This is a genomic window from Pirellulaceae bacterium (genome assembly GCA_019636385.1).
In the GTDB taxonomy this organism is placed as follows: Bacteria; Planctomycetota; Planctomycetia; order Pirellulales; family Pirellulaceae; genus Aureliella.
The window spans coordinates 261,209-276,573 of the sequence record JAHBXT010000004.1 but is presented as its reverse complement, the minus strand read 5'-3'; the positions used below and the strand labels follow the sequence as shown (position 1 = coordinate 276,573).

The window sequence follows — 15,365 nt, the reverse complement described above, 5'->3', positions numbered from 1 at the left end:
TGCGTGGAACGCGCGCCCCAACGACACCACGTCGAACATGGATTACCGTGATCTATCTGGATTGCATTGGTCGCTTACCGGCGCTACCACGAATCATTGCCACATCTGGTGTGTTGCGTGGCCGGACCAATGCGATGGCTGGCGAAATTGTTGCGTGATGATGCCCGTATAGCCATGAGCACACGCTGCCCCCGACCGCTCACACACCCGACATCACTATTCTGGAATTTTTGCGTCGCGCTGCGGTTCGGTTGGCTGAGCGGCATCTTTTTGAGTCAAACCGATCAAGGCATCGAATTCATTGTCCGCTTCGCTGGCTTTGGCGTATTCCAGAAAATCTGCTTCGACGCGACTGGCTTCCATTCCGGCCAGTTCGCGACTGATGCGTGCTCCGGCGCGTGCCTTGGAACGAACCTCGCGCAGCTCACGCAATTCTTCGCTGGTGCGATCGTTGGTTAAACCGGTCATCATATCGGCGATCTGCTTTTCTTCGTTGGCCGAGAGCACTTCGGCAACCGCATCGTGCTTTTCTTCCTTCAATTTTTCCAGTTCGCGCATCAGAGTTTGAATCTGGGTCTTATGCCCGCCTACGTTGACAATCAGTTGCTTGAGATCGGAGTCCAGTTCCTCAGCACGCTTCTGTTTTTCAGCCAGCGTGCTGGAAAAGTCCTTGAAAGCTGACTGGCACTTCAAGTAATCTGGGTCGCGTTTGACAGCTTCAGCGTCGCCGTTGTATTTCTCTACCAGCTTCTTGGCCTTAGCCGCCGCACCTGAACGAAGCTTTTCCAGGTTCTGAATTTCTTCAGTCAACTTGACCAGCGACTGCTTCTTGCTCTCTTCCTGAGCGATCATGGAAGCCACGGCGTCTTTGTATTGCGTCAGCCGCTTACGCTTTTCGTCGATGACTTTATCGTAGTTGGCAGAAATGACACCGGGGTTCAATCGCAGCGTCTCGCTGGCCTTGGTGACCCGGAAGGTCATGAGATACCAAGTAGCCCGCAGGTATTTGCCAATCGCCTTAAACATGTCGTCAGTTCCTTAACGTTATTCTTTTACAAACGATTCGTAATTCGCACTGGGATTCTCGATCTCGCGCATCCGCTCTTCGGTGCGTCGAGCCACTTCTAAGCTGAGTTCTAATTCGTGTTGCAGCGCCGATAAGTCGCGCTCCGGATCATCCTCGATCAACTCGCGAAACTGCTGGATCACCGACTTCAGCCGATCCTGAGTGGTCAATACTCGATTTACGATTATTTCGCGCTCCGCCATGATCTGCTCACGCTGCTGGCCAACTTGTCCTTCAGCCTGTTCCATCAAACGCAAGGATTCCCGTAACTGCTCTACGGCAACCTGAAAAACTTGCTGGACCTGCTCGGCAAAACGAGCGCTACGTCGCTCGACACCAGGTTGTCGCGCCAGTCGCATGAAATCCTCATGCAGGTTGCGCAGCATCCGCAGACAATCCTGAGTTCGATGATCGCGGTCGGTCAACAACTGTCGGCCCAAAGCGTCCAGCCGAGCTTCCCGAGAGTCAAGTTCAGCTTGACGTTCGATGGATAATGCCTGTTCTGTAACGCGTTCTACATTCAACATCGTGCTGATCCACAGCCACGCCACACCACCGGCAATACCAATGATCGATAGACCGGTCAGCCAGGTCGAGCCGCCACTCGTCCAGGCTGCCAAGCCTGCGGCAATTCCAGCCAGAATCGGCAGGATGACGCTGGGTCGCAACACGGTTGAACGCAGTACGAATCGTCGAGTCGAATTCACTTGGTCGGTCTCGTTGTTCTAGGCTGAACAGCCGCCACCCATTCTACCGACGCCTGCTCTCCGAAAACAGAGGCCACGGCACAGCCAGGCTTTCATCCTCGAGGATCAGCGAATGCCTTGGGCTTCAAGCAGGCGGATTTCCTGTTCCCAAAGCGCCCGCTGCTGGTCGGTCACCGATGGATCGGGCAATAGGCTGCGGCGCGTGCAGTTAATCAGCGCTTGCAGCGTTTGGTAGCGTCGTGTAGGACCAATGGCTGGCTGAATAAAATCAGCGATCCTCAGTTTCAATTCGTCGGCGTTGCTCGGTGGTAGGGCTCGGATCTGGCTGCGGAGGGCGGCAAACCCAGCCGCTGAAAAATCGTGCGGCAAGCCCGTCGCGTCAAGCCATTCGACCAACCCCTCACCGGCTTGTCCCGCAGGTTTGAGTAGCCAGCGAATGAACTCGCGCCGGTCATCGCCGGTCGGATCCAGCACCGGGATGATCAAATCGCCTACGCGGCCCGGTCGCCGAATGTCTGGCGATAGCAATTGAATTCGAGCGGTCATGAGCAGCCAGATGACTTTGCCGCGTAAGCGCGGGTCGCTCATCATCGCCTGAATCTTACCCGTCAGACGTCGCTCGGTCTCATGTGTCCCTTCGCCGACACCACCAAACTGCGTGTCGGCTTCATCGACAAAGATCAGTACTTTCCCCAACGCCTCTAGAACCCGTTTCAGCCGCTCGAAGATCACGTCCGTTTGCCCAAACCACTGGCTGCGGATGCCCTTGAGCACTAGTACCGGCATGTCCAGCTCAGCCGCAACCGCTTCAAAGATAAATGTCTTGCCACCGCCAATGGGCCCGGCCACCGCTGCCCCAGGTAAGGCGCGATCATCGGACAGTTTCAATCGGGGTATCATATATTCGGCCAGAAATTGCTTGAGGTTGCTGAACCCCATGACGTCGCTCAGTCGATGCGATGGCTTGCTGAATTCGACAACATCCTCGCCCAGCTGTGCCTGAATGAACTGTTCGACCTGCTCCACCACATCTTGTCGTGATACTGGCTGACGTTGATACAGCGCTTTGAGCAGCAACTGTCGTAATGCGTGAATGCTTAGCCCTGCGGTTGACTCCGACAGTTCGTCGATCTCTGGATTAGCGAGTGCTGCGGTGGGGTTTGATCCGACGGCGTCGGCTTCAGGAATGGTTGTCCCGACCGGCTGCCTGCCCTGCCACTGGATGTAGTGTTTGCGAGTTTCGTAGTCGGGCGCTGGTATATCGACATTCAGGACTTGGGGTAGCCGAGCCACGCGCGGGTGAATCTGCGATCGCGACTCTGCGATCAAACACACAGTGTCTTTGCCTGCAAAAAAATCGGGAGCGCTGAACCAATCAGTCACGATGGCTATACGGCGAAGCTGCATGTCATTTAAGCGAGACAAGTCGCCATCTCCGGCCGGCAACAACATGTCAGCGGCCTCAACGAAAATCAGCAGTTTGTCGCTCAGCGTGGTCCGCGAGCAGATGCACAACTGCCGCAGGAACTCAAGCGCCTGCGTGGCATTGCCGATCGAGTCGCGTAGGTACTGATCGAATTCGCGTCGGCGGAGTTCGATATTGCTTCGGTCGGCACCCACTTCCTTGATCGGCAACGAACCCAGGTCAACGCCTGTCTTCCAGGCTGCCCAAGCCTCACGCAACTTGCCGCGATCAGCGTCCGTGATGCGCACCGGGCCATTCAACTCGTAGACGACCTGAATTAACCCGGCAATAGTAGTCTTCTGTAGCAAAAATTGAACCAGTGGAACGTACTGTCGACCATCGAAGTACAGATCGTTCACGTTGCCTGCCAATGTGATTGATCGCGACTGCCCCGAGTTGATAATGCGCGCCAACTGTGAAAAAAATTCATACTTGGGCAGCGGTGATTCAGCAGTGCTCATCGGCGTTGTTCTTGAACAATACGAGATTCGGTTCGGGCCACAGTCATCCGTCTCACAGACGTCGCACTACACGGTTGGCCAGCGGCAGTCGTCCGGGTAGTGCAAAAGGCCTGATTGTATCGCAATTGCATGCGGTTCAGAACAAGCCTCTGGTAGTGATGACCGATTCTACGACTTGAATTGCTCGACTATGATTCTGTGAGATCTACTGGCTGGCGGATACAGCCGACAACGAAACTTTACGTAAGACGGTTGAAGAATATGACCCAACAGTTGCCTGCCAATTCGGGATTACTTGAAGAGATGACTTTGGCTGATGTGCGGTCATTGGCGCCCACTGTGGCCGTGTTGCCGATGGGAGCGACTGAACCGCACAATCTGCATTTGCCCTACGGCACCGATTCCTTGGAAGCCTGGCATTTGGCTCGTCGGTGTTGTCAGCGAGCCAACGAACAGGGCGGTCGAGTCATTCAGTTGCCCGTAGTGCCGTACGGTACAGAGTCCAATCTGCAGGCCTTTCCATTGGCGATGAATTTGCAGCCGACGACTGTGGGATTGGTGCTGCGTGATTTGGTGGAGAGTTTAGCGAATTCCAACATACATCGCCTGCTGATCTTCAATAGCCACGGCGGCAACGATCTAAAGCCAGTGTTACGCGAGTTGTATGGCAGGACTCCCGTGAACCTGTTTCTGTGCAACTGGTACCAGATGATTCGTGATCTGGCCGGTCAAATCTGTGAGCATGCGGATGACCATGCTGGCGAAATGGAAACATCGTTGATCTTGGCCTTTCGGCCGGATTTGGTGCAGCAGGCCGACGATGGCAGCTTTCAAGCTGACGAGGGCCGGCAGCGCCAGCTTCGGTTCCAAGCTCTCCGCGAAGGCTGGGTCACGCTAACTCGCCCTTGGCATCTGCTGACCACCAACAGCGGATCAGGCAATCCACATGCTGCTACCGCCGACAAGGGCCGTCGACTTGGTGAAGCCATCGTCCAGCGCGTTGCTCCATTCTTGGTGGAACTGAGCGGCTGCCAGTTGGACTCAGACTTTCCGTTCGCCTGATTAGCAGTGACTTCAACCGGTAAGTTTTCCTAATCCGCACCGGTTAGCTTATGCCAATAAAAGGACGACTTTCATGCTTTGCAGTCAAAACTTGGCAGTGGATGATTTGCCTGTCGCTGTTTACAGCGCATGATTGACTAGAGCACCAACGATGCCCACCGCGACACAGGCCTCGCGGTTCAGGTGGTTCATGTTACCACGAAACGGGTTTGGTTCGTGGTGCCCTTATGAAATCGAGACCGCTACCACGGATTTGGGTTTCGCATCAGACGATCACGGATACGATCATCGCTCGCTATAAGGGTACCAAGCATGAAATTTTACCACTTCCTCACCACCGTTGCATTGGTATGCTGCGGCTTGGGTTCGTCCGCACAGGCGCAGATTTTCGTGGCGCTCAGTAGCAGCGATCAGAACGCAAGTTACACCGGCGATGCATCCGACACAGGGCCGTTCGATTTCTTGGCCCAGCAGGAAGTCGCGGCGGTCGCCGATACTCAACCCGCTGCGCCTTCCGAAGCAGATCCTCAAGCCCTCGGTGTTGGGCACCATCATCGGCATCGCAGTCCCGTCGACCAAATTATCCATAACTCATCGACACAGCCTGAATTGTCCGTCGAACATCAGGCTTATCAAGGAATAGGTTACGGACGGCCCACGAACCTGATTGCCGACTATATGCGATTACAATGGTGCGCCGATGATAGCCTGTGGGCGACCCACCCAGCCGAACGAGCGCGGCAATGCGCCAAACAAGGCCAGCGAATTTCAGGGGCTCACAAGCACCACTGTGGTCCCTGCACCCAAGCTTGCAATACCTGTCCATCCGACGCTACAGGCCCGGTAAGCTGCGGAGTGCGTCCCTTCAATCGCTACCGCGCCGCCTGTCAGAACTGCCAGACAAGTTGCGATCAGGGAAGTTGCGGTCAATCTACCGCTGCTGCCGGTTGTAGCTCATGCGGGCAATGCGATGGCTCTGCTACTGATCATTCGGCTATGCAACCCGCCGCCTCACCGATGGCCAGCGTTCCGCAGCACTATAAAGTTGCCAGTTGGCCGCTGTCAGGACAGCGCTAAGGGCCGACTACGAAATTTGTCAAATTCGATTTCGAAAAAACCAGAGAAAAATTCGTCGCGGAGTGTTCCTGCAACCGATAACTCTAGTAACCACGGATTGGGAGGGTGGAACGGAATTCTGACACAGATTCTGTTCCAGCGACATTTTGGTCATGGTGTGACGATGGAGCGGCATACCATGGCCATTTTTGTTGGCTAATCGCGAACCCCGCGCGCGAGTTGTGACCGTCACACAGACCTTGTTGGCTGCCAGGGTCGGACAAGCGGGACTGATGGCCAGAGTCGTGAACCGCCTGGCAAGTTGCTGGCCAGCAGGTTCGCGGATTGGATGTTAACTCTGGTCCCGCGCCGGCCAGCTTCTTTGACTGACAATTTCATTCAACGCGGCAGATCAGACACTTCAGATATTCACTCTCTGGACAGTGCGCCGCGATGGGATGATCAAAATCGGCTCCCAGGCTTTCCACGACCTGAATCCGCCGTCGAGTCCGCCTGGCAACCGATGCCAAGACCCCCATCAAGTCCGCGCGACTAATGCGCCCCGAGCAACTACAGGTAACCAACATGCCGCCAGGCTGCAGCAGATTGACCGCGCTTAAATTCAGCCGGTGATACGCGCGTAGTGCCGCCTGAATCTGCCCACGCTGGCTGGCCATGCGCGGTGGGTCCAGAATCACTGTCTCAAACCGCCGGCCTTCATCAACCAAAGCGCTGGTGTAGTCAAAGCAATCGGCCTGGACAAAGTCAATTTCGGCACCGTTCAACTGAGCGTGGTGTTCGGCTTGTTGCAATGCTCTCATGCTTGAGTCGACCGCCGTGATGCTGGCTGGCTTGGCTTGAGCATGAGCTGCCAGCGAAAATCCGCCAAGATAGCAGCACACATCCAGCACCGGTCCGCTCCCCATCCACTGGGCTGCACGCATGCGATTAGCGCGCTGATCCAGATAGTAACCGGTCTTTTGACCAATTCCCAGTTCGATACTCAAGTGAACGGGGCCCTCACGCAGCTTGATCGGCCCATCTGGCGGACGACCCTGCACCCATTCTTCTTGTGGTTGCAACCCTTCTGCCCGCGCTGTGGCTGCGTCGATGCGCACCAGGATGCCTTGCGGCTTCAGCCGCTCGACTAGCCAGTCAATCACTGCAGGCTGCCAGTGGAACATCGCCAAAGCTGTGAGTTGCACCACGACAAATTCACCGAATTGATCTACCACCAAACCACTCAAACCATCGCCTTCACTGTTAACCCATCGCACGGCATCCAATGTTCCATGTCGCGACATCCATGCCTGGCGCAGCTGCGCTGCGCGATCCAGCTCTGACTGTAACCACGTTTCGTCCAGTGCTCTATCACGCTGCCATTCGTACAATCGCACGCGAATGCGGCTTGCCGGGTTATAGACGCCGCGTCCAATCCAACCTTGCCCGTGCGTTAGTAGTTCAACGATCTGGCCAGGCTCAGGGGGAGTCGTCGGCTCCGCGAGTGAATGTTGCAGCACCCACGGATGGAATCCATCAAAGCTCCGCGAAGATTTGGGGTTCAAAAATAGTTGCATGATGCGTCGCACTACGAGTCTACTGGGGCCAAACCGACACAGCAGTCTAGTCGGAAATGCCAGCTAGCCCAATTTTTTACAAGCCAAAAATGCTCGCCTGGATCGTCAGCCTGACCGTTTTCGTCAGCCAGATAACCCGCCCTCTCATCTGGGCGGCAAGGTCGCGTTCCGATGGATGTACAGCCTGGGTGTATACGCGCCCTCACAAGGGACGCAAGTGCCTAGGCTCCTGAGATTTACAGGTGTAACAGGCTAAAATCTAATGTGCAGTTGCAACTCTATTGCAAATGCAGTCAGTGTGCGTTATTATGCGAGTCCGGTTGCGTGGCGACGTTGCGTGGCAACCATGTTTTTCAACTTTGAGGAAGGTCAAGAGATCATGAATTTGAGAGAAGCAAAGGCAAAATTCCGTTGCATGGCTATGGGGCTACTGACCCTGGTTGGCGCAGTCTGCACATGCAGCAGTTCGCTGGCTGCCGGGCTGGATGATGTGGAAACCTACTTCATCGGACGTGATAAGATGGCTGTTTTTACATCCGGCGCTTACAACGGACTGCCCAATCCAAACTTCAACAGGCTGACCTTATTGCTGGGCCATGGCAGCCACTATCATGCAAAAAGTAGCTACGTTTACACTGGAGCACAACCAAATCAACAGGTTCGAGCATGGCCCAATGGGTTCTTTCTACCAGAGGACCGTCCGGCCTTCGATCTGGTAGCTGGGACAGGTGCCTTTGCTGGCAAGAACCGAAGTGGATTTGGAGCCCCAGGCGAGGAGCAATGGGATTTCCGTATCCGTGCCGTGGACCATCTATCGAGTTTTAATCCGGGGGACCCGGAACTTGTTCTGTTCAACAGCTCGAGTGGACGCTGGAACACCCCAATCAGCGGCAATAACATTTGGCTGCACTTGCATAGTATTTCGCCTGAGCTGAAGGTCGCCGATCAATTGGGGAATATTCTGCTTCAGAATGCAGGTGACAGTGTGGCGCTGGGTTCAGCCTCACTTATGGACTTTACGCCAGTTATGTTTGTCGATCAGGCGGCACCTATGGGAACGTATTTTGCTCGGTTCATATTGAGCGAGTTCGAAACTCTGGGTGGAGCCACCGACTCGGGCCAGTTCGAGTTTCGGTTTAACCAGGTCCCTGAGCCTGCCTCCAGCGGCCTTGTGCTGATCGGTATGCTTGCCGCCAGCGGTCTGCGCCGCCGACGTCAACGCTAATAATTGAAGGCCGGGCCTTCGTGTGCTTAAGAACAGACCTCATTCAATGGTTGTCGGCGCACAATGTTGGCAAGTGCAGGTCTTCTGAGGCAAAATGGTCAGAATTGGATATTTGCTTGTCCGCCAGGCAGGTCAATACCCGTACACTGTGTTCGCAACTATGTCGTACGGAAGCACCTCGTCCAGCCACGCTCGTTGGTCTGTTGGTTCATCGGCAAATACGGGTACAAAGGCCATCGATGTTTGAATTGGGCACAGGCATACGCAGCTTGCGCTGGCTTCTGGAACCAGGAGCCGGCCGGCTGCGGAAATCATATTGATCCAGCATCCCGGACGGCTGGGCGATAAAGCGGTAAATTGACCGCCGTCGCCCGACTGCAGATTCAGCACGGCGGGATTGTGGGCTCGAAAGTACAGACTGTAGCCGCATCCTGACAGGCTACCACAACTGTGTCCGGGCCGCCGGAGCGACCATTTCTGCGAGGCACCGTCGGAGAAACACGTATGACGAGTCTTGAGATCTTAGAGACCAGGGCACTATTACCAGCAGAGTCCGACCACTAGGCTGTTGCAAAATAAGCGGATGATGCACCTGCTCGCCGTGATACAGGCCCTTCTTAACGTGCGGGTAACCGTGTTTCCAAATCAAGCCACCGTCCAGCTAAGGGACGGTAATATTTGATAGTTGTGTCGAAATATTAGAGCGCATGGCGGTGATGTCAGCAAACGAGATGGTGCCGTTCTTGTCGATGTCTGTTGAGCTGGACGCATCCACTGTTTGCCCAATGTTACTGCGGATGTCATTGATGTCTGCAAAAGATACTGTGTAAACGCCTAGTTCGGGTCCTGTCATTTCACCGCACAACTGGGCAATATAGTAAATCTCCGGTTCAGCCAGCCCCGTTCGCTCGTTGGCTAACACGGTGACTCGTAGCCATCGACGCTGGATGGCGGCGGCTGTCCAGCGTATCAACACGCGCGTCGGTTCGCCTTGATAGACGTTTACCGCAATGGGTGCTGGAGCGCTGGTCCATTCAGATGGTGGATTGACTTCCGTGTCAAAGATTCCTTGAGGGCTCATTTGAAACACAAAGTCATTCACGCTCAGGTTTGATGGTTCCCAGGCTCCGGCAAGGTCAAACACCACGCCGCTGACACCCGAGGCGGTGCTGATCACGTTGTCTAGCCCCAGCGTCTGAGGGTTGGAGGTCTGTTTGGCCAGAGTCTTCTGGGTGTCGATAGCGTCCCACTGTCCGTTGGGGGACTGGCCGGACCAGCCCCAGTGGTAGATATAGTGCCCCGCAATCGTTCCCGGCGGCGGAGCGGGCAGGCGATAGTCCGCTACAAAGGCCAAATGATCTGAGGCCCAGGAGTCGTTCCATTGCAACCCATACTGATTCAATCGCGCAGTACTCATGGCCTGGGTGTTGACGATGAAGTGATGTGCCGCTTGAAGCACCGAGCTACTATAAATGTGGTAGTCCAACATGCCAGGCGCGTAGCGAGACGTAGGACTGATCCACGTGTACCCCATTCTCTGGTCGGTATGCCGCGACATGATATTCACCAATGGGCCACCATCCCAATCCGTCGCAAATGCTGGTCCATAAGTCGCTTGATCGACGATTTGACCGGTGAGCAGTGTTTCGAGTTGGCTGGCATGCGTGACGAGATTCATGTCACCGGTGATGATAATTGGTGTTTCGCTAGGTAGAGTCACCACGCCGCCAGACGCTTTGGCAGAGCGAATGAACGACAGAATGTGATCGATTTCCGCTTGACGCTGGCTGTCGTTGCTGCAGCATGGCAAGTGTGCATTGATCAACAGCAGTTGCTTGCCAAGTTTGGCGGTTGTATCAATCAGCGCAGCATGATTGCCAGACAGGTTCCACGAGCCCACGATGGGGTACAGACTTAGCGTCTTGCAATCAAACGCCTCTGCCGCATTCCACACATTAGGCGGAGAACTGGGGATATACCAGCTCGCAACCTTGGCTGCCGTCTGCGAAGCAGAATTGCTGTAGATTTCTTGAAAGGAAATGATGTCTGGCTTAGTCGCCGCCACAATCCGCGCGAAGCGTGGGTTCTGCGTGGCATCCCAAGGACTGTCCTGCAGTACGTTCCAGGTCATAATTCGCAGATCGGATGCATCCAACCGGTCCAGCGGCAGCGGGTCAATAGGCACAATACCGGGTTGAATCGTATAGGACACTGTCTGACCGGTCAGCGGTATTCGGTCCCCCGAAGTTCCATTACGAAAAGCGATGCGCATGGTCGGGCCAATGAACAACGGTAGTCCATTGACCTGAGTGTAGCGGTCGATGGCTATCTCGAATACCGAACTGCTAACGGTGGGGCCCGTGTGCAGGCCGATATCGGATCGATAGACGGTGGTCGTTTGATTATTGAGCCGCGCTGTACCGCTACGGTTGCCAAAGCTCCATATCAGCTCGGCTCCCAGTCCATTAAAGAACGTGCCCGTGGACTGGTTCATGTCGCTGTCGATCAACAGTTGCAGCGAGTTGGTTTCCTGAAGTATGATTTCCTGGCCCAGTTCAATTCGCAGAAACAGATACTGGGAGTCGTTGGTGACTTGCAATTGTCCAAAGTCGATTTGTCCAGGCTGACCAGTACCGGGCGGCGAGCTGTAGAGCACGGGGACACTGCTCCAGTCAGTCATGGAGCCGTCTATCGAGATGGCTGATTGAGCAGACGCGTTCGGCTCCAGCCAACCTGCGAAAATCAATACTAGCAGACAGAACAGCGATGAACTTGGGGCACGGTAACTCTGGCGACCGACGTCCGGGGTGACTCGATGCAGCACGGATTGTGCCTTTCCAAATACGGAGGTGGCCGACAACCACTGTTGCGATGAAAGAAAAATCCTAAACTGCTACTCCACGAATCGGTTTCCTCCGGCCAGCGCCGACCAGGACATCGCCCAATTTTAGTGGCAACCGCACACCTGTCAAATCAGCCCCACTGTGTTAGCCAGGGAGAACTGTGTTAGCCAGGGCGGAATGGCATGATCTTGCAGAAGCATTATGGAGTAGTGATAGTCGGTCCGGCATTGCACGGCTACTCGGGTGAAATGGCGCTCGCGTTGGTAATCGAAACACACGAATCGAGCACTAGCATGAGTAGCACCAAGAGTCGAGCGTGAGTCAGAAAACCCCGAAAGTGAGACATTCGTTGACTCTTCAATTTGAGACCCTTCAGTTTGATATGCGCAATCTCAAGGCCGCCGCCGAAGGTTGCCACACCACGTGGGTGCAGCCAAGCGGCCAATCATGGGCTCTTGTAGAGGCGTGTCCAGAGTCCGTAAAGAATTCGGGTCGATGCATGTCAATTAGACTACGTTAAGAGGAATCAGTCATCATGGCAAAAGTTGAGCCGCCTGTAGAACCGCAATCGGCTACCGATCCCGTGGTCGACGCCACTGCCGACCCAGCTCCACCGTCGGCAGCTCCCCAAATGTACTGGTTAGGCTTTGACCTGGGCGGTACCAAAATGCAGTGCGCTCTGTTCGATGACAAACTGAAAAAAGTAGCCGAGCGCAAGCGAAGAACTCGACAAGAGCTGGGTGTTGATGGAGGCGTAGAACGCATTTGTGACACGATCAGCAAGACTCTGGCAGAAGTTGGGGCGGCGTCGACTCAGTTGTCTGGAATCGGAATTGGTTGCCCGGGGCCGGTCGAGTGGGATACAGGCGTCGTGCGCGAGGCGGTCAATTTAGGTTGGAAGAACGTCAAGATTGGACCGTTGCTCAGTAAACGATTTGGCTGCCCTGTCGAAGTCATCAACGATGTCGATGCTGGAGTCTACGGAGAATACACTGCGGGTGCGGGAGCTGGATCGCGGACAACGGTTGGCATATTTCCCGGGACCGGTATCGGCGGTGGCTGTGTTTACGATGGGCAGATTTTGCGAGGGAAACATCTGAGTTGTATGGAGATTGGGCATATCAAGTTGTCGGACTCACATTGGCCATCAGGCAGCAACATGAATGGAACCTTGGAGTCAGAAGCCAGCCGTTTGGCAATCGCCAGCGAACTGGCAAAATTGGCTTATCGCGGTCAAGCCCCCAATCTGTTTAAGCAAAGTGGTACCGATTTAAGTTCAATTCGCAGCAAGACGATCTATGAGGCCATCGCCGCTGGAGACAAAGAGGTTGAGCGCGTGCTCAGTGCCGCATGTGAAATCATCGGTTACAGTATCGCCAACGTCGTGCTGCTGATTTGTCCCGATTGCGTGGTGTTGGGAGGTGGGTTGATTGAATCGATGCCGGATCGGTTCTTGAGACAAATATCCAGCGTGGCCAAGTCCAGCGTGTTCGAGTGTTATCGAGATCAATTTGACATTCGCGTTGCTAAACTAGGGGACGATGCAGGCGTGGTCGGCTGTGCGTCTTGGGTTGCGAAGATGACCAACAACAAAGCCAACAGGAAAACGTAGTCACGTCGGAAGGCAACCACTGGCACATCATGCCGCTGAATCCTGAACAGTACATCAATCGTGAACTCAGTTGGTTGGAATTCAACCAACGTGTGCTTGATCAAGCGCTTCACGCCGCAGTTCCACCCTTGGAGCGTCTAAAATTCTTGGCGATTACCGCCAGCAATCTAGACGAATTTTTCATGGTGCGCGTGGGCGGATTGCAGTTGCAGCGCAAGGCAGGCTTAGCGTCGACAGATCCGTCGGGCATGACGGTGCAGCAACAACTGGAGGCTGTCAGTGAGCGTATCGCCCAGATGCTGCACGCACAGTATCAGATTTTTGTGGATGATATCGAGCCGACTTTGGCGGCTAGCGGTATCGTGCGCGTGCGTATGAAGACGGCTGGCTTGCGACATGCCGATGCCGCAGCGCGGATTATGGACGAGGAAATACTGCCCGTCTTGTCGCCAATTTCCGTCTCGAGATTTGATGCCTTTCCGCTGCTGAACAATCACGAGCTGTACGTATGTGTCCAGCGAGCCAGAGTGACGGATCAGGCGGGCGACGCATCTCAGCCGGCTGGCTGGGATGCGCACAGCGATTCGCTGACCGACGATGCGATTGACAACGAGCCCTATCGATATGCCATTATTCCTTTAGGGCGTGTGTTGCCGCGGCTGATTACCATGCCCTCAGATAGCGGCTTTGCCTACGCGCTGCTGGAAGACCTGGTTTGCCATTTTGCCGGACTGTACTTCCCCAACGAGACGATTCTGGCAGCTGCTCCGTTTCGCATTACGCGCAATGCCGATTTGAGTTTGCAAGAGGATAGCGCAGCAGACCTGTTGCACGGAATGAAAGGCCTGTTGCAGCAGCGCAGAACCGCCGACTATGTGCGGCTGGAGGTCGTCGAAGACGCTCCGCCGGAATTGGTGGAATTCCTGCGATTCTCGTTGCATGTACATCCTTATCGCGTCGTCAAGGCCCGCGATCCGATGGACCTCTCGGCACTCATGCAACTGGCCTCGCTGGATGGATTCGATCATTTGCGCGACGATCCCTGGACGCCGCAACGCAGTCCGCAAGTCGACCCTACACACTCGATGTTCAGTACGTTAGCTGAAAAGGATGTAGTGCTCTTTCATCCTTACCAAACATTTGAACCAGTCGTGCGGCTGATTGAGGAAGCTGCCGAAGACCCTGATGTGCTGGCTATCAAGCAGACGTTGTATCGTACTAGCCGTCGCAGTCCCATCGTGGCCGCGCTGCGCAAGGCTGCCGAGCGCGGCAAATATGTTACGGTGATCGTCGAACTAAAGGCGCGTTTTGACGAAGCCCGCAACATCGCCTGGGCTCAAGAGCTGGAACGGGCGGGAGTGCAAGTCATTTACGGCGTCAAGCATCTCAAGACACACGCCAAGGTGTGTGTCATTGTTCGCCGGGAGCCTCAAGGAATCGTGCGCTACACACACTTCGGGACCGGTAACTACAACGAAGTGACCGCGCGCATCTACAGCGACGTAAGCCTGCTGACTCGCAATACGGAACTAGGTGCGGATGCCAGTTCGTTTTTCAACGCCGTTACCGGTTACAGCCAACCGCAAAAATTCTCGGCCATCGAAGCTGCTCCGCTGGGATTGCGCCATCGACTCTTAAGTCTCATTGAAGCCGAAATCGACAGGAAAGAGCAGGGTGCGCCCGGGCGGATCGTGGCCAAAATGAACTCGCTGGTCGATCCCGCGCTGATTGAAGGTCTATATCGCGCGTCACAGGCCGGTGTTGAAGTCCGACTGAATATTCGCGGTATCTGCTGTCTCAAGCCCGGCGTGCCAGGCTTGAGCGATAACATCTCGGTAATTAGCATCGTGGATCGGTTCTTAGAGCACTCGCGACTGATCTATTTTTGTCACGGCGGAGAAGATTTGGTATTTATTAGCTCGGCAGATTGGATGCCGCGCAATTTAGATCGACGCGTGGAATTGTTAGTGCCCATTGATGACCTGGATGCCAAACGCGCCTGCATGAGCGCATTGGACGCTTACTTCCAGGACAATCAGAATGCCTGGGCCCTACAGGCCGATGGTAGCTACCAGCGTCTGCAGCCAGGCGACGCAGCTCCCTTCCGGGTCCAGCAGCATTTACATCAGCTGGCCGCAGAGACCTTGAGAGAAGCTGAGCGGATGAGACGCACCATTTTCGAACCTCACCAACCCACGGCGCAGCAGATCGACTGATTTTTTTGTCCGGCTCGGCGATTGGCCAGTAGTTGGTCTACAATGGTTGATCGAGGGGCCTGGTGTTCTAGGAAC

The 15,365-nt window shown here is 55.0% G+C and carries 10 protein-coding genes; 5 read left to right on the top strand and 5 right to left on the bottom strand.

Features of this window, described 5'->3' with window-relative positions:
• Nucleotides 1-216: 216 nt before the first annotated feature.
• From KF752_15590 to KF752_15580, 3 genes are all read right to left on the bottom strand, one after another.
• Entirely contained in the window at nt 217-1,026 is an 810-nt protein-coding gene (locus KF752_15590) for a hypothetical protein (protein ID MBX3422977.1), read from the bottom strand.
• Nucleotides 1,027-1,044: 18 nt separating this feature from the next.
• Nucleotides 1,045-1,773 (bottom strand): hypothetical protein, encoded by a 729-nt coding sequence (locus KF752_15585; protein ID MBX3422976.1) that lies wholly within the window; start codon nt 1,771-1,773, stop codon nt 1,045-1,047.
• A gap of 105 nt (nt 1,774-1,878) precedes the next feature.
• Nucleotides 1,879-3,699 carry an ATP-binding protein gene (locus tag KF752_15580; GenBank protein ID MBX3422975.1) on the bottom strand — a complete coding sequence of 607 codons (1,821 nt, stop codon included), beginning with the start codon at nt 3,697-3,699 and terminating at the stop codon, nt 1,879-1,881.
• Nucleotides 3,700-4,002: 303 nt separating this feature from the next.
• On the opposite strand from KF752_15580, the gene KF752_15575 reads away from it, so the two are divergent.
• Complete coding sequence (locus KF752_15575) at nt 4,003-4,761, top strand: creatininase family protein (protein MBX3422974.1); 759 nt, start codon at nt 4,003-4,005, stop codon at nt 4,759-4,761.
• A 312-nt stretch (nt 4,762-5,073) separates the two neighbouring features.
• Entirely contained in the window at nt 5,074-5,838 is a 765-nt protein-coding gene (locus KF752_15570) for a hypothetical protein (protein MBX3422973.1), read from the top strand.
• A 374-nt stretch (nt 5,839-6,212) separates the two neighbouring features.
• Here KF752_15570 and KF752_15565 read toward each other — a convergent pair whose 3' ends face one another.
• Entirely contained in the window at nt 6,213-7,394 is a 1,182-nt protein-coding gene (locus tag KF752_15565) for a class I SAM-dependent rRNA methyltransferase (GenBank protein ID MBX3422972.1), read from the bottom strand.
• A gap of 379 nt (nt 7,395-7,773) precedes the next feature.
• Between KF752_15565 and KF752_15560 the strand changes: the two genes are divergently transcribed.
• Complete coding sequence (locus KF752_15560) at nt 7,774-8,619, top strand: PEP-CTERM sorting domain-containing protein (protein ID MBX3422971.1); 846 nt, start codon at nt 7,774-7,776, stop codon at nt 8,617-8,619.
• 661 nt (nt 8,620-9,280) lie between these two features.
• Here the strand turns inward: KF752_15560 and KF752_15555 are convergent.
• Nucleotides 9,281-11,299 carry an endonuclease/exonuclease/phosphatase family protein gene (locus KF752_15555; GenBank protein MBX3422970.1) on the bottom strand — a complete coding sequence of 673 codons (2,019 nt, stop codon included), beginning with the start codon at nt 11,297-11,299 and terminating at the stop codon, nt 9,281-9,283.
• A 794-nt stretch (nt 11,300-12,093) separates the two neighbouring features.
• Between KF752_15555 and KF752_15550 the strand changes: the two genes are divergently transcribed.
• Both KF752_15550 and ppk1 read left to right on the top strand, forming a co-directional pair.
• Complete coding sequence (locus tag KF752_15550; protein MBX3422969.1) at nt 12,094-13,074, top strand: ROK family protein; 981 nt, start codon at nt 12,094-12,096, stop codon at nt 13,072-13,074.
• 29 nt (nt 13,075-13,103) lie between these two features.
• A complete protein-coding gene (gene ppk1 / locus KF752_15545; GenBank protein MBX3422968.1) occupies nt 13,104-15,290 on the top strand; it encodes a polyphosphate kinase 1 in 2,187 nt (728 codons plus the stop codon).
• The last annotated feature ends 75 nt before the right edge of the window (nt 15,291-15,365 follow it).